The sequence below is a fragment of the Enterococcus sp. DIV1368d genome (assembly GCF_050542975.1).
Lineage (GTDB): Bacteria > Bacillota > Bacilli > Lactobacillales > Enterococcaceae > Enterococcus_D > Enterococcus_D casseliflavus.
This window is the reverse complement of sequence record NZ_CP172939.1, coordinates 2,267,908-2,292,562: the sequence shown is the minus strand read 5'-3', so window position 1 is coordinate 2,292,562 and position 24,655 is coordinate 2,267,908. Positions and strand designations below refer to the sequence as shown.

The window sequence follows — 24,655 nt, the reverse complement described above, 5'->3', positions numbered from 1 at the left end:
ATGCTCAGAACGAAGTTGTTTTTTCTCAGAGAGGTGTTGTGAATGAAAAATGTAACGACAAGCCGATATATCGTTTCTCTTGTCTGTGTCGCGATTTTGTCGGGAGGCGGTGTCTACTTATGGCAAACAGCCCAGCAAAATCAGCAGACGACACAACCTGCGACAGAAACGACGACAGAAGCCAGCGGGATGGAGAAAATCCAGTCGTTGTATGACCAGATTCTTGCGAATTATTACCAAGAAGTCGATGAGGATGCATTGATTGAGGGTGCTCTTCAAGGGATGACCGATGCGCTTGACGATCCTTACACGACGTATCTGAACCAATCAGATGCGGATAACTTGGATCAGTCCCTCTCAGGAAGTTTTGAAGGGATCGGTGCTACTTTGTCGATCGTGGAAGACTATCCCGAGGTCGCACAAGCGCCAATCAAAAACACCCCTGCAGAAAAAAGTGGTCTGCGTATGAATGATCGAATCGTCAAAGTTGATGGGGAAGATACGCAAGGACAGGAATTGTCTGAAGTCGTGAGTAAGATTCGAGGGGAAAAAGGCACGCAGGTGACGTTAACGATTCAGCGTGGAGCAGATACCTTTGATGTGGAAATCACTCGGGACGTGATCCCAATCGAAACAGTCCATGGTGAACTGGTTGAAAATGATGATACGATCGGTCGAATTGATATTACCTCCTTTGCCGAAAACACAGCAGCTGAGTTGAAAGAAACGATCACCGAGTTGCGGGAAGACGGTGCGAAGTCGTTTGTTCTTGATCTAAGACAAAATCCTGGTGGATTGCTGGATCAAGTCCAGATCATGGCAAGTATGTTTTTAGAAAACGGCCAAACGATCGTGAAGTTTGCCAACAATCAAGGGGTTGTCAGTGAGACCAAAGCGAGCGAAGCATTGGATGAAGGATTCAAAGTCACAGAGCCAGTCGTTGTTTTAGTCGACGGTGGCAGTGCCTCCGCAGCTGAGATTTTTGCCGCAGCCTTGCAAGAATCAGCGGATATCCCAGTCGTTGGTACGGAAACCTTTGGTAAGGGGACCGTTCAAAATGTGAAGGATTTGGGGGATAATAGTGAATTAAAAATGACGGTCATGAAATGGCTGACACCGAATGAAAATTGGGTCAACGATCAAGGTGTGATGCCAGACTATGAAGAGGATTATCCAGAATATGCGTATTTCCCGCCATTACCTCGTGATAATGCCTTAAAAGCTGGACAATCGTCAACGGCTGTCAACAATCTGAATCAATTTCTTGAACCGTTAGGGTATGCCACGAGCGGCGATACCTTCAATGACGAGACGACTGCAGCTGTGAAAGCCTTCCAAGAAGCTCATGACCTAAAGGCAACTGGTGAAGTCGATGCCGACACTGCCCAAGCAATTGAAAAAGAAGTAGCAGAAAAACTCAAAGCAGAGGACCCAGCGTACTTAAAAGCACTGTCCTTGCTTTCAGAAAAATAAGTAAGGAATAAATCGGAGAGGAGGTAGATTTGTGAATGCCAAGAAACAGTGGATCGATCGTTTTTGGCTAGTCGTAAAATATGCCTTGATCGCCTTTGCAACAGCCTTCTTGATTCGGGCATTTTTACTGATTCCGGTTCCTGTTGAAGGGAACTCCATGGAAGGAACGTTGCAACAAGGAGATATGGTAGTCATCGAAAAGATTTCACCGATCCAGCGTTTTGATGTCGTTGTTTTCCAGCTGCCAGATGGTTCGACCTATATCAAGCGGGTGATTGGCTTGCCGGGTGAGTCGGTGAAATATGTCAATGATCAGCTTTACATTGATGATGAACCGGTAGATGAAGATTTTCTAGTGAAAAACCGCAGCAACGATCATGAGTCTGCCTCTTATACCAATGATTTTGATTTGGAATCTTTATTGGGCGTTGAGAAATTAGGCAAAGACAGTTATTTTGTCATTGGTGATAATCGACGTGCCTCTAAAGATAGCCGCTCCTTTGGTCCTATATCAGGCGATGCGATTTTAGGCAATGCCCGCTTTGTTTATTATCCATTGACTCATATTCGGCTGATTTAGACTGAGAAAAATAGAATGTTCCTAACTAAACATCCCCCCTTGGAATCATCTGTTGATTCCAAGGGGGGATTTTGTATAGCAATGATCCTTTTTCAAAAGGATGTGGTTTGTATCGAGAAAAGGGTGGACTTAGGCGCTATTGGCAGTTATTCTTTTTATTTTTTCATTAAAAGCAGCCAAAAGTTTCTGACACAAATTCGTTTCAAAATCACGGTAACGGCAAAAATCAATGATCGCCGTGTTTTCCTCAGTTGTAAAAGGAGGTAAAAGCTGTGGGGAACTCAGAATATAAAAGTCAAAAGGTTCCTCTGTTGGCAGCGTGATCCGTTCAATTTCAACATAGGGCAATCGTTCACATATATTAAACACTTCCATTGAGACCAAGTAATTGGATACATAGACAAAAGCAACTTTAAGCTTATATTTCTGTTCCTTTTCGATGTAAATGGGGTAAAGCAAACACGCTTGATAAAAAGCAAGATCCGTATAACAGGCTTTTAACCACTCGTAGCCTTTGCGGTTTGCTATTTTACGCCAAAAGCTCTGAATCGTATTTGTCAAAATCGTATGTAATGGGTACTTATCTTTGATTATAGTAGCTTCAAAAAAATTTAAAAGAGGAACTTTTTGCTTGAATATGCAGAACTTCAGCAATGTAAGATATGTATTCATATAAAGAAACGATTGATGGTCGAAATCAAAATCACAGAGAAATTTTTGGCAGTGTGCTTCAAATTCAGCCATCAGTTCCTTTAACTCCGATTTTTCATGCTTGTAACAGTCTTGAATGATCGGAAGGCGCACGTCTGCCGCTGAAGTTAGCATCGGCCAGTAATAAAAAAGGAAAAACAAAGCATTGATCTCAAGAATATCTATCGCTGAATCAATGATTTCAAAAAACGCTGAAAAGAAATCAAGATTTTCACCACTGGGAATAAAGGACTGGTTCGTTAACTGATAAAGATTTGTCGCGTGGCCATTCTTGATACGAAATAGACAGATTTTGCAATGAAGCAAGGCTTCTTTTTTGCCAATCTCATACTTGCTTTTGTACTTCGTTCCTTCGTAAGTCACAAAAAGTTCTTCGATCTCTTGATCAAATGCCTTCGCCAAACTATCTCCTAAAGAAATGTGCCAGATAAAATTAAACAATAAGATGCGAATCACCATCTCCGAACCTGTAAGTGCCATAGCGGACTGATTTAACGTCACGTTGAATTCTTTCAAATGGTCTTGCAGCTTCTTTGTTTGCCGAAAGCAAGTCGAACGACTGATATAGTTTCTTTGGCAAAATGCCAGTAAACTTTCATCTTGATTGGTCAAGATGCTTAACAATAATTTGTAAGAAATACTTTCTTGCGCTAAAAATTGCTGATATTGGTTGTATTCAATCAAATTTTTAGGAAGATTCAGGGTGTTTTTATGTAATGAAAGATTCACTGGGGAGAGGTTTTGCAAGTCGATTTGGATCGAGGAAAGTAAACTTTTCAATCGTGTTGCACTTAAGTGGGTCAGATTTTTCACGAACTCTAGGTTGTATTCACCCGGAGCAATTGATAATAGTTTTCCGTAGAGTCCGATTTTGTCTAACGCTCGGGTATCTAAGAGTATTTTTTCAATCAAATGATCACCTTCTTATTTTATTAATAACTTATTTATATAACGGTGTAAAGACACGTCTCAAAACTTTTGCTTTTTTTTAGAAAAATTGAGACAAATTTTTCATAGAATTGTCTCATAAAGAACAAAAATAGAAATCGCAGTTGAAAAACGATAGTTTTTTTACATTATTAAATAACATATCGATAATGAATTAACTTTAAAATAACCAACTTTTTTTTCTTATGAATAACTACAGGTGTGCCAATTAGTTCTATTTTTCAGAAAATAAAAAAAAGAGGTGTCTTTTGCTTCTTTCTTGTATGATCAGCTTGTAATTTTTGATTCTTTGAAAGGAGGTCTTTTTATGTTTTTGACAAAGAGACACCACTGGTTCTCTTTCATTTTCTGTATGTTAGGGGGGATACTATTTTTCATTTATTCGAGTTTGCAAACAAACGGGACTGCAAGTGCACAAGAAGAACATACGATCACTATTGCTGAAACGAAGCAGATCAAACTGACTGGTCACCAAGAGGACCATCAATTTTCTTTATGCTATCAACTACCGCAAAAAAACAAACAGCAGCGTCTCTGGGTACAACTATACGCGATCGATGAAACGAAGGAACAGTCGTTATTAAAAACAAGCAATGAAGAGATGACTCAAGTCAAGGATGATTCCGCACAGTCTTGGCTTACAACCCAATCTTTCTTGCAAACACCAACGGAACAAGAACTAATCTTTCAGCTGCCTGAAGAAACGAAAAAGCTAAAATTGATGATTCAGATCGAAGAATATGACAAGGAACGTGAAGAATCGTACAACCTACTGTCTTTGAATGAATCAGTTTTTGAAATCCCACTTGCCACAAATTCTGCTTCTTCAGAAACGTCAGAAGTCAATTCTGGCACTGGATCCTCTTCAGAAGCCGTGAGTGAGTCGACCTCGGAGCAAGCGTCGACTGAAAGTTCAAAAGAAGTTTCGAACGAAGAAACGAAGGAAGAGACAAACGAGACAGGAACGGCGACAAGTGCTTCTGAAGAGGAAACGCTCATTGAACCATTTAAACAAGAACGTCTTTATCAAAAAACGACCGTTTCACAGGCTTTTGCTTCGATTGAACCAGATTATACGACAGACCAAAGCGGGACGTATCCTGTGGCGAACTGGAAAACTGATGAAAACAGTAACGTCTTAAATCATCAGGGGAACAAGGATGCAGGCGAAACGTGGGACGGCATAACTACATGGAATGGCGATCCAGCAAATTTGACCCATTCATATATTGAATATGGTGGTGTAGGAGACGAAGCAGATTTCGCGCTACGAAAATTTGCCAAAGAGACGAATACCCCGGGACTATTTGATGTCTACCTAAATGTACGAGGGAATGTTCAACGTCAAATTGATCCCATCGATGTCGTGTTGGTAGTGGATTGGTCAGGCAGTATGAATGAGATGGGACGGATCACAGAAGTGAAAAAAGGCGTGGATCGCTTTTTGAATCAAATTGAAGGAAGCGGCATTCAGGATAGTGTCTACATGGGCTATGTCGGTTATTCCAGTGATGGCAGCAATTATCAAAACAAAACCTGCCAATTAGGAAAATTTTCTGAAGTCAAAGAGACGATCCGATCGATGACGCCAGAAACAGCAGCTGGGGGAACCTTTACACAAAGGGGGCTACGTCAAGCAGGGGATATGCTATCGACGCAAAATGGACATAAGAAAGTCATCGTTTTGCTAACGGATGGCGTTCCTACTTACAGTTATCATGTGTCTAAAGTGCATACACAGGCAGACGGCAGTTATTATGGAACCGCCTTTTCTCTTACTCAAGACCAGCCGATGAATACATCGTTTCTCTACAATGGCTATTTTGCGTTTGATCAACAGAACAATTATAAATGGATCAACAATACCTTTATCGCCACGATTGGTGAAGCGATGGCGTTAAAAGAACGTGGTATCGAGATTCATGGGTTGGGGATTCAACTGCAAGGAGATCAAACGGCTGGGTATACAAAGGCCGATGTCGAGAAAAAAATGAGACAGATGGTTTCTGCTGATGAAGACGGCCATCTTTATTATGAGTCAGCCAATGAAGCAGCGGATATTGCCGACTATCTCGAGAAAAAAGCCCTTCACATTGCGGCAACAGTCACCGATGGCGAGATTACTGACCCCATTTCGCAGCCATTTGTCTACGAAGAAAATAGCTTGTCCGTCAAAAGTGTCGGGTCTGCTGCTCTAACGGTGCATCCTGACATTTCGATGTCTGACAATACAATCCATGCTTCAGGTCTTTATTTAGGCGAAGGGCAAGAACTGCAAATTCATTATCAAGTGCGGATTCAAACAGAAGCAGCGGATTTTAAACCAGATACTTGGTATCAAATGAATGGCGAAACGGTGTTTTATCCGAATCATCAGTCCAATCAAAAGGCATTGTTTGGTGTGCCATCCGCCAAAGCACCTGGGAAGGAGGTGACGATCAAAAAGCACTGGGAAGAATACGATGGCGATACCTCCAGTCGTCCTGAAACGATCTATTTTGAAATAAGCAGGAGTCCTGTCAGCAATGAGAAAAGCTGGCAAACAGGGTATCTCAAACTTACTGAGACCGATGCCCAAGACCAGACAACTTGGGAACGAAGCAAGGTTTACGCGCTTTCTGAAAAGGATGGGCCGGAGTACGAAGAAACCCGTTTACTACCGCTGTATAACAATCAAGGAGAAACTTTTGATTATCAAGTCACAAATGAACGAGCAGTGGCAGGTTATGAAGCGACAAAAGTGGACGCTTATACATGGAAAAACACAAAGGCGTTTGTGCCCTTGGCATTAAACCTGATCAAAAAATCCGCTGTAGGAGAGGTGAAGCTGACAGGTGCCGTTTTTGAATTAACGGGGGCAGGAGAGACAGTGACCCTTGTGGATCATGGGGATGGAACGTATGGGCTGCCAGCAGATACTGTGTTGCAAAAAGATCAGACCTATCGTTTGGAGGAAGTCACTGCACCGGCGGGACATCATTTGTCTAAGCAGACAGAGTGGCTAATTCATATCGATGCGCAAGGGAATACGACGATCGATGGGCAACCCGTCACAGTGGACGATCATACGATTACGCTGGAGATCACCAATCCGTTTACAGAAATTCCAGTTGCTATTCGAAAATATACGGTACAAAAAGAGCAGCAAGTACTGTTAGCTGGGGCTGTCTTTTCTCTGCAACAAAAAACAGCAGCGGGGGATTATCAAGAAATTGCCTCAGAAACATCGAATGATGTGGGGACGGCTGAATTTACGATCCTTGAGCCGGGCGCTTATCGCATCTCAGAAACAGCTGGTCCGCTTGGATACGATACGATTGCTGGTGATTATGAGTTTGTCGTTGGTTCAGACGGAAAGATCCAGTATCAAGGGGAAAACGTCGCTGCAGATGCCAACTGTTGGACTCTTACCCATGGCAATCAGTTAAAACCTTTTGATTTGGTGGTCAATAAACAGGATGAACTGGGACAAGCGCTTGAGGGAGCCAAATTCCGATTAAGCGGAAACGGTCAGACGATAGAATTACCAGAATTCCAAGAATCGCTAGCGGTATTTCATTTCCATGATCTAACACCAGGCAGCTATACCTTAGAAGAAATTGTTACGCCTACAGGCTATGCTGGTTTAACAGCACCTGTGAAAATTAGGATCGAAGAGGATGGCAGTGTCTTGATTGACGAAAAATTGCAGCCGAATCTTCTTGTTTCTGGAGAAAAGAACAATCAAATAGAATTGATCGTCACCAATCAAGTAAAAGTGTCTCTTCCTGAAACAGGAGGGAATTGGCATGGGTGGCTGGCGATTCTTACAGCAGGTCTACTAGTCCTTATAACAGGTAGCTATCTGTACGTTACGCGCAAAGATAAGCCTTCATCAAAGTAATTTGACCATTCGTGAAAAAACGAAAATATCAAACATAGAAGAGAGGAAAGAACAATGAAAAAGATTTTTAATCATACGAAAATGGTTTGTCTCCTATTTTTACTTCTGCCATTTGTCTTTTTTGGAACGAAAAATCAGCAAGTATCCGCAGAGAGCAATTTGGCACAGGTCCATCTGCATAAAAAGAAAATGGTCAATTTGCCAGGTTCATTGATCCAAAATAGTGGGACTGAGATGGCAGAGTTTGATCAATACCAAGGCTTAGCCGATGTCACTTTTTCTGTCTATGATGTGACCACAGCATTTTATGAAAAACGATCTGCAGGGGCATCCGTTGAAGAAGCGAAGCGTCAAGTCCAAACCTTGACGCCTGGTTCCCCTGTAGCTAGCGGGAAAACAGATGCAGCCGGTGATTTGGTTTTTGAATTGCCGAAAAAACAAGCCGATCGGGATGCAGTTTACACCATTGTAGAAGACCCTAAAGAAGGTGTTGCCACTGCTGAGAACATGGTGATCGCCTTTCCTGTTTACGAAATGATCCAACAAGCAGACGGGTCGTATGCTTACGGGGAAGAAGAATTAGACACGATTCATCTTTATCCTAAAAATACTGTCACAAATGAAGGAACGCTCCTTGTGAATAAACGAGGAACGGGGGAAAACGAACCACTGAATGATGCGGAATTTGTCATCTCAAAGCAAGAAGAAAACGCACAGATCAAGAAATATATTTTAAGTGCAGCCGATGGACTTTATACGTGGACGACTGACAAACAAGCAGCGTACCGCTTTTTAACAGGTAAACAATATGCTGCTGGAGAAACGACCATCGATGTTGAAGAAAACCAAAAAGGACAGTTAAAAGTTGAGCAGTTAGAAGCAGGCACCTATCAATTAGAAGAAACGAAAGCCCCAAGTCAAGCCGCCTTGATCGAGCAAGAAACCATCAAGGATTTTTCGATCGCAGCAGGCAATGACGTCACGGTTGAGTTAACAGTCAAGAATGACACGACAAATGTTACCAAAACAACACCACAATTAGACGGCAAAGACGTGGGAATCGGCGAAAGAATTCAATATCACCTAACGGTCAATATCCCATTAGGTATCCAAGACAAAGTAGGAGCAGAAAACAAATACAAACATTTCCAATTGATCGATGCGCACGATCCAGCATTGACTTTTGAAAACACAGCAGAGGGAGAAACTGGCTATGCGTTGTATGATGGAGAAAAGAAAATCGATTCAACGAACTATCAAGTAGCGGAAAAAGAGCATGGCTTTACGGTAACCATCAATCCAGAATTTGTGCCGCAACTAACGCCGGGAAATCAATTGCGCTTTGTGTATTATATGTATTTAAATGAACAGGCTATGCCTATCAATGGCTTTAAGAATGAAGCAAATGTAGAAACAGATTTCATGACGGATCAAACGCCGCCAAGCGTGGAAGTTTTGACAGGGGGCAAACGCTTCTTAAAAGTCGATGGGGCTGTGACCGCTACCGAAGCGCTGGCAGATGCAGTTTTTGTTGTACGAGATCAAGACCGTGATGATGCCAACTACTTGAAAATCGAAGAGGGAGCCAAACAGGTATCTTGGGTGCAAACAGCGGATCAAGCGACGAAATTTACAACAGGAACAGATGGATTGGTTGATATCATCGGGTTGAAATTTGGCACGTACTATTTGGAAGAAGTAAAAGCACCGAAAAATTACGTGCTGCTAACAAATCGCATCGCTTTTGAAGTCCATGAAACGTCTTATGGAACGAAAGAGCAATTGGGAGAGCCCGAAAAAGTTCCTAACCGCCGCAAAGGAACCTTACCAGCAACTGGTGGTGTCGGCACGTATCTAATGGGCGCAATCGGAGTGATGATCGTTGGTTTAGCAGGGGGTTATTTTGTAAAACGGAAAGGGTAAGTAAATGAGATGAAAAAGCACGATGAGTATCAGACGAAGAAATGGCGTAAAAGCACCAACTAGAAAAGTAACTTTATTGGATTTTTTGATGGGTGTTCTGCTGCTGCTAGGGGTTTTGATCATCAGTTATCCTTTTGTAAGTAATCAGCTCAACACGTTTTTGGATCAACAGTTGATCAGTTTCTACCAGAGCCAAGCCAAAAAAATGAGTGAAATAGAAAAACAACAAAAAAGGAACCAGTTGGAACGAGCAAATCAAGAGCTGGCACAGCAACCCAGCAATCCTGGAATCAAAGAAACGCAAGATTTATCAGAAACAAGAGACTCAGAATCAGTTGATACACCTGATTACTATGAACGACATACGATCGGTGTTTTAAAGATCCCCGTGATTGGTGTCGCTCTCCCGATTTTTGATCAAACCACCGATACGTTGTTAAAAAGAGGCGCAACATTATTGGAGGGCGCTTCGTATCCAATAGGTGGTGAAGATACCCATGCGGTTCTTTGTGGGCACCGTGGGTTAACGAGTGCAACGCTCTTTACTGATCTGCCTAAGTTGCAGATCGGTGATGAGTTTTATATCGAAACGTTTGATGATACATTGGCGTATCAAGTAGATCAGATAAAAACGGTCGACCCTGATGATACTCAGGCATTAAAAATTGTGAGAGGCAGCGATTACGTCACGCTGTTGACCTGTACCCCCTATATGGTCAATAGCCATCGTTTATTGGTACGGGGCAAAAGAATTCCTTATGTTGAAGAAAAAGAAACAGCCGCCGCCAAAAAAGCACAGCAGCAAAAAGTAGGATTGATGCTAGGCGTGATCACTGTTCTTATCCTCCTCTTGTTGATTAGTAATAGGATTCAGCGGAAAAAACGTCTTCATTCGAATACTTCCATTGATGAAAAGTAAGGATCGTTTGTTTTTCTCACTAAGTAGAAGAAAATGACTTTTTAACCTAAGTCAGAATGAAACATGTCGTGTGAAATATGGTACAATAACTAAGATAAAAGATAGCAAAAAAGCAGTCAGACTATTGTGAGTGTGTTAGGAAAAACCAAAATAAAGCGGTAAGGATGCTTCATTCAACCACTTCCCCAAAATTAAAAGTCAAGGAGCGTTGAAACAAACGCGCTCGAAGCTTTTCCTATGCATCAGGTTGGAAAAAGAACCTTGATCCGCAAACAGTTCAGCTAGTTTGCTGCACTGATGGGTTTTTCAGACTCAAAAAAAGCAAGTAGCCTTCGTTCTTGTCACCTATAGACTACACGAATATAAAAACGACTGTCTTTTTTATCAATTCGAAGAAGTACCAAGGAGGAAAACGTTCAAATGACCATTCAATGGTTTCCAGGCCATATGGCGAAAGCCAGACGTGAAGTAAGTGAAAAATTAAAGTTCGTGGATATCGTTTTTGAACTCGTGGACGCACGCTTGCCGATTTCATCCCGCAATCCGATGTTAGATCAATTATTACAACAAAAACCACGATTGATCTTGATCAATAAAGCGGATCTCGCAGATCCCGTTCAAACCAAAAAATGGGAGCATTATTTCCAAGCACAAGGCTATCTAGCACTGGCAATCAACGCCCAAGACAATCAAGGGGTTAAAGCCATTGTTCCTACAGCAAAACAAGTCTTGAAGGAAAAAATTGCTCGCGACAAAGCGAGAGGCTTGAAGCCTCGTGCGATTCGAGCAATGGTGATCGGCATCCCGAATGTCGGAAAATCGACCTTGATGAACCGCTTAGTAGGGAAGAAAATCGCTCAGACGGGCAATAAACCCGGCGTGACGAAAGGGCAGCAATGGCTGCGTTTTGGGACTGATCTAGAGCTTCTAGATACGCCTGGGATCTTATGGCCAAAATTTGAAGATCCTGAGATCGGCAAGAAGTTGGCATTGACCGGAGCGATCAAAGACCAGCTGATCCATTTGGATGATATTGCATTGTATGGTCTTGATTTTTTTGCCCGCTATTATCCTGAAAGAATCGCGAATCGTTACCAACTAAAAGCGGAAGAAGAGGCGTTGTTAGCGCCCGATCTGTTGATGAAAATCACGGAAAAACGTGGCTATAAAGACAATTACGATCGAGGAAGCGAACTCGTTGTCTTCGACATTCGGCAAGGGAAATTGGGCCGATATACACTAGATCGAGTGGAGGAAATGGAAAGCCAAGATGAAACAACCGATTAAGACAATCAAAGAGCGAGTATTTGATCCAGCTTTCAATGACCAAGCGTATTTGCAGGCGCTGCAAGCAGATGAACGAGCGGGGGTCCAAAAGCTGCTGCAACAATATGAGAAACAGCGAGTGAAACACCAGCTATTGCAGGAAAAATACGAAGAAATGATGCGTTTTGAAAACGAAGCATTTCAGCAAGGCGCCCGTTTTATTGCTGGTTTAGATGAAGTGGGGCGCGGACCATTAGCAGGACCCGTTGTGTCAGCTGCGGTCATCTTGCCTAAGGAATGTCAGATCTTAGGTCTAAATGATTCCAAACAGCTTTCTGCCAAGAAAAGAGAAGAGCTGTTTATCGAAATTCAAAACAAAGCCGTTGCTGTCGGTATCGGTGTGGTCAGTCCAGAAGAGATCGATCGGATCAATATCTATCAAGCCAGTCGTCTAGCAATGAAAGAAGCCTTGATCGACTTAGCAGTCAAGCCCGAGTATTTACTGATCGATGCGATGACGATCGATACGGAAATCCCTCAACAAAGCTTGATCAAAGGAGATGCCCGTTCCATTTCCATTGCCGCAGCAAGTATCATCGCCAAGGTATATCGAGACAACTTAATGAAAGATTTTCATGAAGTCTATCCTTTTTATGGGTTTGATCAAAATGCTGGGTATGGGACCAAAGTCCATTTAGAAGGGCTAGCTGCCCACGGAATCTGTCCTATTCATCGAAAAACATTTGCGCCAGTAAAACAATATCTATAAATTTCATCCATCCCTCTTTTTTTAGCGAATCTTATAAGTAAGATTACTAAGAAAAGAGGGCTTTGTTTATGAAGTATCAACAAGCAACAGATTTTGAAAAACAGTTGATAAAACTGTACTACTGTCAGGGAATTGGTCTGCAAGGTTGTTGGAAGATCATTTGGCATTGGTTGGAAACAAAAGAGATGAATTGTTCGTTGGAAGAGATGATTGCCATCGGGGTCCTTCCACAGCACCGTGCGGTTTTTCGGCGATCATGGGAGCGATTGACAGACGAACACATCGCGCAAAAGATGGGCGCACAAAACTACCTCACTTTCTTCTCGGCGGAGTATCCGATGCTTTTACGACAAATCGCGGACCCGCCATTGATGCTTTTTTATGAAGGGAATCTGCAATTGCTACAAACGACCATGATTGGCTTTGTTGGTGCAAGAACGGCGTCCTTATACGCACGAAAAGTTTGCGAAAAGCTGATTCCACCTCTAGTGACGGAAAATTATACCATCGTTAGCGGATTGGCCAATGGTGTCGACAGCTTTGCCCATGAATCAGCCATCAGAAATCGTGGACAAACCATTGCTGTGATTGCTTCTGGGATGGACCATTGTTATCCGTCATCTGCCTACCGTTTGTTCCAGCAGATCCGTCAAGAACATCTGGTGCTAAGCGAATATCCGCACGATACCAAACCGCAAAGATACCACTTTCCGCTGCGCAATCGCATTATTGCTGGGATCTCAAAAGGGGTCTGCGTAATTGAAGCCAAGGAAAGAAGCGGTTCTTTGATTACGGCACAGTTAGCGATGGAAAACGGACGAGAAGTTTTTGCAGTGCCTGGTGAAATGATTTCGGATCAGTCAAAAGGTTGTCACCGCTTGATTCAAGATGGTGCAAAATGTACGATTAGCGTGTCGGATATTTTACAAGAGTTAGCCTTTTTTTGATTTTTCCAATCAACCTTCCTTGACAAACCTTTTCTTGAAAGCTATGATAAGCTACGATTTGTATGTTTCATCTGCATACGATAGGTTCACTGATTGATAGAATATAATAGTAGGAAAAATTCAGGAAGGAGCCATTCTTTATATGGCATATAAATATTTAGTAATCGTGGAATCGCCCGCAAAGGCGAAAACCATTGAAAAATACCTTGGACGAAATTACAAAGTCGTCGCAAGTGTCGGTCATATTCGTGATCTCCCTAAAAGTAAGATGGGGATCGATGTCGAAAATGATTATGAGCCTCATTACATTTCCATCCGTGGAAAAGGTGACGTGATCAAAAGTCTCCGTTCTGCTGCGAAAAAAGCTGAAAAAGTCTACCTCGCAAGTGACCCGGATAGAGAAGGAGAAGCTATTGCTTGGCATTTAGCTTTTCTACTTGGACTAGATTTAAAAGATAAAAATCGTGTCGTCTTTAATGAAATCACTAAAGATGCGGTCAAAGCAGCCTTCAAAGAGCCAAGAACGATCGATGTGGATCTCGTCGATGCTCAACAAGCACGGCGGATCTTAGACCGATTAGTCGGGTATTCATTGAGTCCGATCCTTTGGCGCAAAGTCAAAAAAGGGTTAAGTGCTGGACGTGTTCAATCGGTGGCGCTTAAGATCATTATTGATCGTGAAAAAGAGATCCGTGATTTTGTTCCTGAAGAATATTGGAGCATTGATGGAAACTTTAAAAAAGCCACGAAGAAATTCAAAGCCAATTTTTGGGGCTTAGATGGCAAAAAGAAAAAATTACCGAATGCTGAAAGTATTAAAGAAGTCACCGATCGCCTTTCTGGTAAAGACTTTCAAGTGACAAAGGTTGAAAAGAAAGAACGCAAACGGAATCCATCTGCACCATTTACCACCAGTAGTTTGCAACAAGAAGCAGCCCGCAAACTGAATTTTCGAACACGGAAAACCATGATGGTCGCACAGCAGCTCTATGAAGGGATCGCCCTTGGCAAACAAGGGACTGTCGGTTTGATTACCTATATGCGTACCGACTCGACGCGAATCGCTGACACAGCCAAAGGGGAAGCAGCCGATTTTATCGAAAACACCTATGGTTCAGAGTTCTCCGCTCACGGTGGCAAAAAACGCGCCAATGCACAAGGGGCTCAGGATGCCCATGAAGCAGTAAGACCGACCAGTGTTTTGCGTACGCCAGAAGCCATGGAGAAATTCTTAGACAAAGACCAATTAAAATTGTATCGCTTGATCTGGTCTCGCTTTGTGGCTAGTCAAATGACGCCTGCCATTTTGGATACGATGAAAGTTACTTTGAATCAAAATGGTGTCATCTTTATTGCCAATGGTTCAAAGATCAAATTCAAAGGATTTATGCAGGTCTATGTGGAAGGACGCGATGATGGCAAAGAAGACAAAGAGAACATCTTGCCAGAGTTAGTCGAAGGAGATGTCGTTCAATCCGTATCGATCGAACCGAAACAGCATTTCACCCAACCACCTGCTCGTTACAGCGAAGCAACGTTGATCAAAACCCTTGAGGAAAACGGTGTGGGTCGTCCTTCAACCTATGCACCGACGTTAGAAACCATTCAGCGGCGTTATTATGTGAAATTGACGCAAAAACGTTTTGAGCCAACTGAACTTGGTGAGATCGTCAATTCGTTGATCGAGGAATTCTTCCCGCAAATTGTTGATATGCATTTTACTGCTGAAATGGAAAATAGCTTGGATAGCATTGAAGCTGGGAAAGAAGAATGGGTCAAAGTTGTCGATCAGTTTTATCGCCCATTTGAAAAAGAATTGACAACTGCAGAAGAAAGTATCGAAAAAATTCAAATCAAAGATGAACCTGCAGGCTTTGATTGCGATCTTTGTGGTCATCCGATGGTGATCAAATTAGGCCGCTACGGAAAGTTTTATGCTTGCAGTAATTTCCCAGATTGCCGCAACACAAAACCAATCGTGAAAGAAATCGGCGTTGAGTGCCCTGTCTGTCATCAAGGGCAAGTCGTTGAACGCAAATCGAAGAAAAACCGGTTGTTTTATGGTTGTACCCGCTACCCTGAATGTGACTTTACTTCTTGGGACAAACCAGTGGGTCGTAATTGTCCGAAGTGTGATAATTATTTAGTCGAAAAGAAAGTCAAAGGCGGGAAACAAGTCGTTTGTATCAAAGGCGACTATGAAGAAAATGTGCAAAAATAACTAGCAGGATATCCTGTTAAAAAAGAATCGGCGTATTCTCTTGAACGGTCAGCCTCATCGTTGGCTGACAAAAGAAAGCGCCGGTCCTTTTGATTAATACAAGCTGTTTCTTATGAAAAGAGACGAGCTTTTGAAATAAAAGGAGAGCACTATGAAAGAAATCAATGTTATTGGTGCCGGTTTAGCCGGAAGCGAGGCTGCGTGGCAAGCAGCGCAAGCAGGTGTCGCAGTAAATCTTTATGAAATGCGTCCTAAGAAGTCGACAGAAGCCCATCACACAAATAATTTTGCCGAGCTTGTTTGTACCAATTCACTACGAGGCAACAATCTAACGAATGCGGTCGGTGTCTTGAAAGAAGAAATGCGTCGCTTGGATTCAGTGATTATCACTTCTGCAGACAAAACAGCGGTTCCAGCAGGTGGTGCCTTAGCTGTGGATCGCGATGATTTTTCAGAGTTGGTCACCAAACGTGTCAAGGAGCATCCTTTAGTTACAGTCATCGAAGAGGAGATCACTGAAATTCCAGAAGGCATCACTGTGATCGCAACAGGTCCATTGACTTCTGAACCGCTCTCAAAAGCGATCCAAGCCTTTAACGGATCTGAAGGATTTTATTTCTATGATGCCGCAGCACCAATCGTTGACAAATCAACCATCAATATGGATAAAGTTTATTTGAAATCTCGTTACGATAAAGGTGAAGCAGCCTATCTGAACTGTCCGATGAATGAAGAGGAGTTTTATGCGTTTCGTGAGGCCTTGGTCAATGCAGAGGTGGCTCCTTTGAAAGAATTCGAAAAAGAAAAATTCTTTGAAGGGTGTATGCCGATCGAAGTCATGGCTGGTCGTGGTCCGAAAACCATGTTGTTTGGTCCGATGAAACCAGTTGGGTTAGAAGATCCGAAAACTGGCAAGCGTCCTTACGCAGTGATTCAGCTGCGTCAAGACAATGCGGCGGCTTCTCTTTACAACATCGTTGGCTTTCAAACACATTTGAAATGGGGCGAACAAAAACGGGTATTCCGGATGATCCCTGGCTTGGAAGAGGCTGAATTTGTGCGCTATGGCGTGATGCATCGGAATAGTTTTATGAATTCACCTGAGCTTTTGCAACAAACCTATCAATCGAAAAAACGTGAGGACCTCTTTTTTGCTGGACAAATGACAGGGGTCGAAGGGTATGTGGAAAGTGCAGCCAGCGGGTTGATGGCTGGCATCAACGCTGCCAAACTTGCAAAAGGCGAAGCACCGATCATTATGCCACAAGAAACGACGATTGGTAGTATGGCGTATTATATCACCCATGCTGAAGGCAAACACTTCCAACCAATGAATGCAAACTTTGGGTTGTTGCCAGAACTTCCAGAGCGAATCAGAGACAAGAAATCCCGTTATGAAGCATTGGCAAATCGAGCGTTAGCTGCTTTAGAAAAAGCCAAGGAACAATTATAAGCACGATGATTGAAAACTTTCTTACTGATAATTGGTGAGAAAGTTTTTTTTTAATTTGTCTTGAAACTTTAATCAAGGTGACTTATGATAGACAGTAACAATGACAGAAGGTGGTGAAGATGGTGATCGGAGAATGGATTCATTTGATTCAAAACTATTTACAGCGTTTTCCTACAGTGATCCAATTTTTAGGTTGGCTGATCCTCTTGGTCGGGGGCATTTTCGTTGTCTTTGTTGCATTTAGTTTGCTGTTGGGGCCCTTTATGTGGCTCTACAATCGCATCACAGACAAAAACCGCAGCAATGTCATTAGCCGAAATGAGTTTGTGATCGGCGAACTGACGGAAAAGATTGTCGGAGATACAATCGGCGAAGTCATGGAAATAGGGAGTCAAGGTGCACGTTCTGTTTATCCTGCTCGTTTTTTTCGAGAAGAAGATCGTGAAAACAATGTTCGATTGCCAGTCGGCACCAAAGTCATCATTGTCGATTTTGATAAAAAAGGGATCGCGTTGGTGGTTGAAAGTAAAAATTTTATAGAATAGGAAGTGTTAGGTTATGGTGGATACAGGATCAGCAGTTGATTTTTTAAGTAATCCGATTTTATGGGGCGTTGTCCTCCTTGTTTTAATGATCGCCTTTTTGATGATACGCTACCGAATCGGAAAACCCGATGAAGCGTTGATCGTCACGGGATCGTTTTTAGGAAAAGAAGGTATCAAGATTTTAAAAAACAGTGGGACGTTTGTGATTCCTATTGTTCAAAAGGCACATAAATTAAGTTTACTGACCCACAAGTTGGAGATTGGGACACCAGAAGTTTATACAGAACAAGGCGTACCGATCAAAGCCAGTGCCACGGTATTAGTGAAAGTCGGCAACAGTACCGAGTCGATCAAGACAGCCGCTGAACAATACTTAGGCAAATCCACTGGTGAACTGGAAGATGAAGCGCAAGAAGTCTTAGAAGGTCACTTACGAGCAATTCTAGGAACGATGACGGTGGAAGCCATCTACAAAAACCGCGATGATTTTGCGGAACAAGTACAAGAAGTTGCCTCTACGGATTTGAAAAAAATGGGGCTGGAGATCGTTTCATTTACGATCAAAGACGTTAGCGACAGCAATGGGTACCTCGATGCTTTAGGGCGTCCCCAGATTGCTGAAGTGAAGAAGAATGCTGAAGTAGCAGAATCCAATGCCTTAAGAGAAACGCGGATCAAGCAAGCCGAGAATGAACAGTTGGCACAGCATGAAGAGATCCGTCGCCAAACAGAAATCGCAGAAGCGACAAAAGATATGGCGTTGAAACAAGCGCAGTACAAACAAGAACGTGAGGTTGCGGATGCGAAAGCAGAGCAAATCGCGGTCGGTGAGCAAATGAAAGTACAATTGATCGAGCAAGAAAAAAATATTGAGATTCAAGAGAAACAAGCGGAATTGACAGAAAAAGAATTGAATGCAACTGTCCGTAAAAAAGCCGAAGCAGATAAATATGTCGTTGAACAAAACGCATTAGCAGACAAAGCACGTGAAATCGCCCGAGCACAAGCCGAAGCGGAAAAAGTCAAATTGGCTGCACAAGCGGAAGCGGAACGAATTGAAAAATTAGGTAGTGCCGATGCGGAACGAATCGCAAAAGTCGGTCAAGCCGAAGCGGAAAGCCGAGAAAAAATGGCGATCGCTTTGACCAAGCTGAACGAAGCTGGTATTTTGATGGAATTTATCAAAGTGCTACCTGAAATTGCGAAAGAAGTCAATGCACCCCTTAGCAATATCGATAAAGTGGTTAGCTTTGGCGGCAATGATGGGCTTCAATCAATGGGAGAAGCTGGCTTAGCTCGAACCTTTGATACGATCAAAGAAACCACCGGATTAGACTTAGTGGCGTTGATCAATGACACCATGTCCACAAAACAAGGAAACAAAGAGCTAGTTCAGGCTGTTTCACAAAGCAATGGTTCGCCTCAGCCAACAACGGAGCGGATCGAATAAAAGGAAATAAATGGAAACGTACCCGTCCCTCTCTATTTTGAGAAAGGGACGGGTACGTTTTTATGGCTCTTTTGAGTGATCTTTCTGAAGAATGATAAGAATCTTACGAAGATTCTTAGAAAGTTTTCACAATTATGTCTAAACTTTGAAATATTGATTAAATTCTGACAATTCATTTGTTTTTTTTTGTGGTCTATGCTAAAGTTATTTCGAATCATGAAAAGGGGGGTTACTTTGCAAACGGATCAATTACAAGAAGAGTTTTTTCGTTATCTTATTGTTGAAAGAGGGTATTCGGAAAAGACAAAAAAAGCGTATCAAGAAGATATGAACGATTTTTTTCACTTCTTGAAAGAGTCTGGCAATGAAGACCCGTTAGCGGTGGAGTATCGTGATGTTCGTGTCTATTTGAGCTACTTGACGGAACGAGGGTATAGCCGTAATTCCATCAGTCGGAAAATGGCTAGCTTGCGTTCATTCTACCAATTTCTAACCAAGCATGAGATCGTCAAAGAGAATCCCTTCGCCTACATTCATTTAAAAAAGAAAAACGCTAAATTGCCGCGTTTTTTTTATGAAAAGGAAATGGATGCTCTTTTTCAAAGTGTCGCTGGTGATGAGCCATTACAACAGCGCAATCAAGCATTGTTAGAAGTCCTTTACGGTTCAGGACTGCGGGTCAGCGAGTGTAGCAGTCTGACGCTGGGCGCGATCGATTGGGAAAGCGGCGTTTTGCTGATCCACGGAAAAGGCAACAAAGATCGCTATGTTCCTTTCGGCAGTTACGCACAAGCGGCAGTCAAGCGCTATCTTTCCTCAGGACGCAAGCAACTGATGGAAAAGCAGAACAAGGAACACGAGGTTCTCTTCGTGAATCATCTAGGTGATGGGATCACTGCAACAGGGATCGAGTATGTGTTGAATCAAATCATCCGAAAAAGCAGTTTAGACAGTAAAATCCATCCTCATATGCTGCGGCATACGTTTGCGACCCATCTATTAAACAACGGCGCCGATATGCGGACCGTTCAAGAATTGCTGGGGCATGCCAATCTATCTACGACACAGATCTATGCGCATGTCACCAAAGACAGTTTACAAAAAAATTATCGCCAATTTCATCCACGTGCGTAAAATTGGTACAGGAGGAACGTAAATGAAGTCAGAATTTCATTCAACCACCATCTGTGCGGTTGAAAAAGATGGCAAGTTTGCCATGGCTGGTGACGGTCAAGTAACGATGGGAGAACAGGTCGTTATGAAAGGAACCGCTCGGAAAGTCCGTCGAATTTACAACGGTGAAGTGATCGTTGGCTTTGCCGGTAGTGTGGCAGATGCCTTTACCTTGGAAGAAAAATTTGAAGGAAAACTAAATGAATACAACGGAAACTTGCAACGAGCTGCAGTAGAATTGGCACAAGAATGGCGGACGCAGCAATCGATGCAAAAATTAGAGGCGATGCTGATCGTCATGAATGACAAGGAGATGCTCTTAGTCTCAGGGACAGGTGAGGTCATTTCGCCAGATGAAGGGATTTTAGCTATCGGTTCAGGTGGAAACTATGCCTTGGCGGCAGCCCGTGCGATGAAACGTTATGGCGGTGAACTATCTGCCAAAGAAATCGCTGAAGGTGCCTTGAATATCGCAGCAGACATTTGTGTCTTTACAAATCACAATATCATTGTAGAAGAGTTTTAAAGAGGGATGACGATATGACAAACCAAAACAAATCACCACGAGAGATCGTGAAAGAATTAGATGAATACATCGTTGGACAAACCAATGCCAAAAAATCAGTGGCGGTTGCTTTAAGAAATCGTTACCGCCGTCTGCAATTAGATGAAAAAATGCAGCAAGATGTCACACCAAAAAATATTTTGATGATTGGACCAACGGGCGTTGGGAAAACGGAAATTGCGCGACGGCTAGCGAAAATCGTTGATGCGCCTTTTGTTAAGCTAGAAGCAACGAAATTCACAGAAGTCGGTTATGTCGGTCGAGACGTAGAATCGATGGTTCGTGACCTTGTAGAAAACGCGATCCAAATCGTGAAAAAAGAACAATATAAAAACGTGCGCATCCAAGCGGAGAAAAAAGCCAATCGTCGTTTAGTAAAAGTCTTAGTTCCCGGTATTAAAAAGGAACAGAAAAAGAACACCAATCCTTATGAACAAATGATGAATATGTTCAACGCCGCACAACAACCAGAAGAACCAAAAGAAGAATTGACAGATGAGATTCGCAGCAATCGCCAAGCGATTTTCGAACAATTAGAAAAAGGCCTTTTGGATAACCGAGAAGTGACGATCCAAGTCGATGAACCGAAAAATCAAGCGCCAATGATGAACAATGGCTTAGAACAAATGGGCATTGATTTGAATGAAACATTAGGTGCATTGAAACCGCAAAAGAAAATTGAACGCACAGTAACCGTGAAAGAAGCGCGGGAATTGTTAATTCAAGAAGAATCCTCCAAACTGGTCAACGACGCGGATATTCATAGCGAAGCATTACGTTTGGCGGAATCTAGCGGCATCATTTTTCTTGATGAAATCGACAAAGTATCTTCGAAATCACAGCAATCAGGAGAAGTTTCTCGTGAAGGGGTGCAAAGAGATATCTTGCCGATCGTTGAAGGCTCACAAGTCAATACGAAATATGGAACGTTACAAACCGACCATATTCTCTTTATCGCTTCAGGCGCATTCCATCTATCAAAACCAAGCGATTTAATCCCTGAGTTGCAAGGGCGTTTCCCGATCCGCGTGGAGCTGGATGACTTGACGAAGGAAGACTTTGTTAAAATTTTAACGGAACCAAACAATGCCTTAGTTAAACAATACGTTGCCTTGTTAGGAACCGAGAATGTCAAAGTGGTCTTTACGATGGAAGCCATCGAAAAAATTGCCGAAATCGCGTATCAAGTGAATCGCGATACCGACAATATCGGTGCCCGTCGTTTGCATACGATTCTAGAGAAACTACTTGAAGATCTATTGTTTGAAGCATCTGAGATGCAAATGGGTGAAATCACGATCACAGAAGCGTATGTGGAAGAAAAACTTGCGTCAATCGCAAAAGATGAAGACTTAAGCCGGTATATTTTATAAAGGGAGCGGACCAATGAAAACATTATTAGAAAAGACAAGACAAATCAACGAATTGTTGCAGCAAAAAAACACCTTTAATTTAGCTTCTGATTTGCCTTACGACAAAATGGCTGTCATTTTAGGAAACATTCTAGACAGTAATGCGTATATTATTAGCGTCGACGGCAGCGTGTTAGGTTTTGTTGAGAACCATGATGTCAATAATGAACGCATCAAAAAAATGTTTGTCGAAAAACAGTTTCCTAAAAATTATACAGATTTAGTCGATCACCTGACTTCCACAGAAGCCAATGTGCCGATCAGTGACGATATGACGGCTTTTCCTGTGGAAGGCCGAGAGCTGTATCCCAATGGTCTAACAACCATCGTACCAATCTACGGTGCAGGAGAACGCTTAGGGACGATCATTCTTTCCAGAATCGATACATCCTTTGATGATGATGATTTGGTATTAGCGGAATACAGTGCGACAGTTGTTGGTATGCAATTCTTGTACCAAAAATCCCGTAGTATCGAAGAAGATGTTCGCAGTACCACAGCTGTTCAAATGGCGATCAACACGCTTTCTTATAGTGAGCTAAAAGCTGTTCAAGCAATTTTTGAGGCATTAGAAGGAGACGAAGGTCGTTTGACCGCATCAAGTATCGCTGACCGTATCGGCATCACCCGTTCGGTTATCGTGAACGCTTTGCGTAAATTAGAGTCTGCCGGTATTATTGAATCCCGCTCTTTGGGGATGAAAGGCACCTATTTAAAAGTGCTTAACAGCCGCTTTAAAGAGGAATTGACGAAACATCAATATTAGGAGATGAGACCATGACAGTTACCATCACGGCCGGGCATCTGCAAGCAAAGGTTGCAGAAAAAGGGGCTGAGCTGCAAAGCTTAGTCGATACGAGCAATGACCTTGAATATATTTGGCAAGCTGATCCAAACCACTGGGGAAAGCATGCACCGATCTTATTTCCAATCGTTGGTGCGTTAAAAGAGGACACCTATCAACATGAGGGCAAGAGTTATCATTTGCCTCGCCATGGATTTGCCAGAGACATGTTATTTACTGTCGTTGAACAACGTACAGATTACGCTTTGTTTTTACTAGAAAGTTCGACTGAAACCAAAGCAAAGTATCCGTTTGATTTTCAGCTGTATGTCAGTTATGAATTAGGCGGTGATGGCTTAGTCGTCAAATACCAAGTGAAGAATAGCGGTCAAAAGGAACTCTATTTCTCCATTGGTGGACACCCTGCATTCAACGTCCCACTTGAAAAAGGGCTGACTTTTGAAGACTATTATCTTTCTTTTTCTCCAAAGAAATCACGGGTGAAATTGCCGTTAAAAGGCAACTATATTGATTATGAGCAACGCACACTCGGTCAAACGAATACGGATCTACGCTTGACCCATGACATGTTTGCAAATGATGCGTTAGTTTATGAAACGAAAGGATTACATTCCTACTCGATTCGCAGTGAAAAATCGCCTCATAGTGTCACGTTAAGCTACAATAATATGCCGTATGTCGGTTTTTGGTCCACATATCCAGTGAAATCGCCATTTCTATGTATTGAACCATGGTGCGGCATCGCAGATACGCTAGAAGCCTCCGGTGAGCTGTCAGAAAAACTGGGGATTCAAGCACTTCCACCTGAAGAATTATTTGAAACAAAGTATTCCATTACAGTTAAATAAACGTATGAAAAAAGAAGCTGGGAAAAGCGCAATGACTTTTCTCAGCTTCTGCTTATTTGTTCGTTTGACGTTTATTTAGTCCAAAGGGTACCCGACTTTCGGTCCCATCTTTGATGCGGGTAATGTTTTCACGATGGCGAATAAAGATAAAAATCGTTACGCCGATCGCAATGAAGGTCAGCAGCCAATTTTGCTCAGGCAAGATCGCAGGTGCGATAAAAGGCAAGACGATCGTCGATAAGGTGATCAAACACGCCGCGATCATACTGGTTAGGCTCACCATACTTGTCACATAAAGACAGATAACGAAAATCAATGAAGAATAAATGAAAAAGAGCGGATTGTATCCTAAGAGCATCCCAGCACTTGTCGCCACTGCTTTGCCGCCTTTAAATTTGGCAAAGATCGGGAAGGTATGACCTAAGATCGCACAGACCCCAAACCAGAGCGGATTGACAGTATGGAGACCAAAGATGACTGGCAAGCTGGTCGCCAAAGTTCCTTTTAAGATATCCATCAATAAAACAACGATGCCGGCTTTTTTTCCTAAGACGCGAAATGTATTGGTCGTTCCCGTATTGCCGCTGCCGAATTGGCGAATATCTTTTTTGAAAAACAGTTGGCCAATCCAAACACCAGAGGGGATCGAACCTAAAAGGTAAGCAACAATAAATAAAAGAATCGTATTCATAATAACCAACTTTCTTTGCAAGGCTAGGGCAATTTTAGCATGAAAACGCCTTTCCAACAATAAGAAAATCTTT

At 42.5% G+C, this 24,655-nt stretch carries 19 protein-coding genes; 17 read left to right on the top strand and 2 right to left on the bottom strand.

The window, feature by feature from the left end; translation table 11 throughout:
• The first annotated feature begins 42 nt into the window (after positions 1 to 42).
• Both IGJ44_RS10605 and lepB read left to right on the top strand, forming a co-directional pair.
• On the top strand, positions 43 to 1,473 hold the full coding sequence (locus IGJ44_RS10605; RefSeq protein ID WP_430605696.1) for a S41 family peptidase: 1,431 nt from the start codon (positions 43 to 45) through the stop codon (positions 1,471 to 1,473).
• A 31-nt stretch (positions 1,474 to 1,504) separates the two neighbouring features.
• Positions 1,505 to 2,053 (top strand): signal peptidase I, encoded by a 549-nt coding sequence (gene lepB / locus IGJ44_RS10600; RefSeq protein WP_005229602.1) that lies wholly within the window; start codon positions 1,505 to 1,507, stop codon positions 2,051 to 2,053.
• 129 nt (positions 2,054 to 2,182) lie between these two features.
• On the opposite strand, the gene IGJ44_RS10595 is transcribed toward lepB, so the two are convergent.
• Positions 2,183 to 3,676 (bottom strand): helix-turn-helix domain-containing protein, encoded by a 1,494-nt coding sequence (locus IGJ44_RS10595; protein ID WP_081116400.1) that lies wholly within the window; start codon positions 3,674 to 3,676, stop codon positions 2,183 to 2,185.
• 343 nt (positions 3,677 to 4,019) lie between these two features.
• Here IGJ44_RS10595 and IGJ44_RS10590 point away from each other — a divergent pair, with 343 nt between their 5' ends.
• The 15 genes from IGJ44_RS10590 to IGJ44_RS10520 all read left to right on the top strand — a co-directional run bounded on the left by IGJ44_RS10590 (position 4,020) and on the right by IGJ44_RS10520 (position 23,891).
• Positions 4,020 to 7,595, top strand: coding sequence for a SpaA isopeptide-forming pilin-related protein (locus IGJ44_RS10590; RefSeq protein ID WP_167827078.1), 3,576 nt, complete (start codon positions 4,020 to 4,022; stop codon positions 7,593 to 7,595).
• 54 nt (positions 7,596 to 7,649) lie between these two features.
• A complete protein-coding gene (locus IGJ44_RS10585; RefSeq protein WP_167827077.1) occupies positions 7,650 to 9,518 on the top strand; it encodes a SpaH/EbpB family LPXTG-anchored major pilin in 1,869 nt (622 codons plus the stop codon).
• A gap of 22 nt (positions 9,519 to 9,540) precedes the next feature.
• The gene (locus IGJ44_RS10580) at positions 9,541 to 10,437 is read left to right on the top strand and encodes a class C sortase (RefSeq protein ID WP_167827076.1); all 897 of its coding nucleotides are present in this window, start codon (positions 9,541 to 9,543) and stop codon (positions 10,435 to 10,437) included.
• A gap of 420 nt (positions 10,438 to 10,857) precedes the next feature.
• Positions 10,858 to 11,724 carry a ribosome biogenesis GTPase YlqF gene (ylqF, locus tag IGJ44_RS10575; RefSeq protein ID WP_005229614.1) on the top strand — a complete coding sequence of 289 codons (867 nt, stop codon included), beginning with the start codon at positions 10,858 to 10,860 and terminating at the stop codon, positions 11,722 to 11,724.
• Positions 11,708 to 12,472, top strand: coding sequence for a ribonuclease HII (locus IGJ44_RS10570; RefSeq protein ID WP_430605693.1), 765 nt, complete (start codon positions 11,708 to 11,710; stop codon positions 12,470 to 12,472). The genes ylqF and IGJ44_RS10570 overlap by 17 nt, the downstream gene beginning before the upstream one ends.
• A 68-nt stretch (positions 12,473 to 12,540) precedes the next feature.
• Positions 12,541 to 13,419 (top strand): DNA-processing protein DprA, encoded by an 879-nt coding sequence (dprA, locus tag IGJ44_RS10565; RefSeq protein ID WP_121260975.1) that lies wholly within the window; start codon positions 12,541 to 12,543, stop codon positions 13,417 to 13,419.
• A gap of 142 nt (positions 13,420 to 13,561) precedes the next feature.
• Complete coding sequence (topA, locus tag IGJ44_RS10560) at positions 13,562 to 15,640, top strand: type I DNA topoisomerase (protein ID WP_167827074.1); 2,079 nt, start codon at positions 13,562 to 13,564, stop codon at positions 15,638 to 15,640.
• Between the two features lie 151 nt (positions 15,641 to 15,791).
• The gene (gene trmFO, locus IGJ44_RS10555) at positions 15,792 to 17,093 is read left to right on the top strand and encodes an FADH(2)-oxidizing methylenetetrahydrofolate--tRNA-(uracil(54)-C(5))-methyltransferase TrmFO (RefSeq protein ID WP_005229622.1); all 1,302 of its coding nucleotides are present in this window, start codon (positions 15,792 to 15,794) and stop codon (positions 17,091 to 17,093) included.
• Positions 17,094 to 17,212: 119 nt separating this feature from the next.
• Positions 17,213 to 17,638, top strand: a complete 426-nt coding sequence (locus IGJ44_RS10550; protein ID WP_016610793.1) for a hypothetical protein — start codon at positions 17,213 to 17,215, stop codon at positions 17,636 to 17,638.
• 13 nt (positions 17,639 to 17,651) lie between these two features.
• On the top strand, positions 17,652 to 19,088 hold the full coding sequence (locus tag IGJ44_RS10545; protein WP_167827073.1) for a flotillin family protein: 1,437 nt from the start codon (positions 17,652 to 17,654) through the stop codon (positions 19,086 to 19,088).
• 195 nt (positions 19,089 to 19,283) lie between these two features.
• On the top strand, positions 19,284 to 20,222 hold the full coding sequence (gene xerC, locus IGJ44_RS10540) for a tyrosine recombinase XerC (protein WP_080544137.1): 939 nt from the start codon (positions 19,284 to 19,286) through the stop codon (positions 20,220 to 20,222).
• A 22-nt stretch (positions 20,223 to 20,244) separates the two neighbouring features.
• Entirely contained in the window at positions 20,245 to 20,787 is a 543-nt protein-coding gene (gene hslV / locus IGJ44_RS10535; protein ID WP_005229630.1) for an ATP-dependent protease subunit HslV, read from the top strand.
• 14 nt (positions 20,788 to 20,801) lie between these two features.
• Positions 20,802 to 22,199, top strand: coding sequence for an ATP-dependent protease ATPase subunit HslU (gene hslU, locus IGJ44_RS10530; RefSeq protein WP_010749393.1), 1,398 nt, complete (start codon positions 20,802 to 20,804; stop codon positions 22,197 to 22,199).
• A 13-nt stretch (positions 22,200 to 22,212) separates the two neighbouring features.
• Positions 22,213 to 23,004, top strand: coding sequence for a GTP-sensing pleiotropic transcriptional regulator CodY (gene codY / locus IGJ44_RS10525; protein WP_005229632.1), 792 nt, complete (start codon positions 22,213 to 22,215; stop codon positions 23,002 to 23,004).
• Positions 23,005 to 23,015: 11 nt separating this feature from the next.
• Complete coding sequence (locus IGJ44_RS10520; protein ID WP_074535151.1) at positions 23,016 to 23,891, top strand: aldose 1-epimerase family protein; 876 nt, start codon at positions 23,016 to 23,018, stop codon at positions 23,889 to 23,891.
• Positions 23,892 to 23,943: 52 nt separating this feature from the next.
• Here the strand turns inward: IGJ44_RS10520 and plsY are convergent, their stop codons facing one another.
• Positions 23,944 to 24,582 (bottom strand): glycerol-3-phosphate 1-O-acyltransferase PlsY, encoded by a 639-nt coding sequence (gene plsY, locus IGJ44_RS10515; protein WP_074535152.1) that lies wholly within the window; start codon positions 24,580 to 24,582, stop codon positions 23,944 to 23,946.
• Positions 24,583 to 24,655: the final 73 nt, after the last annotated feature.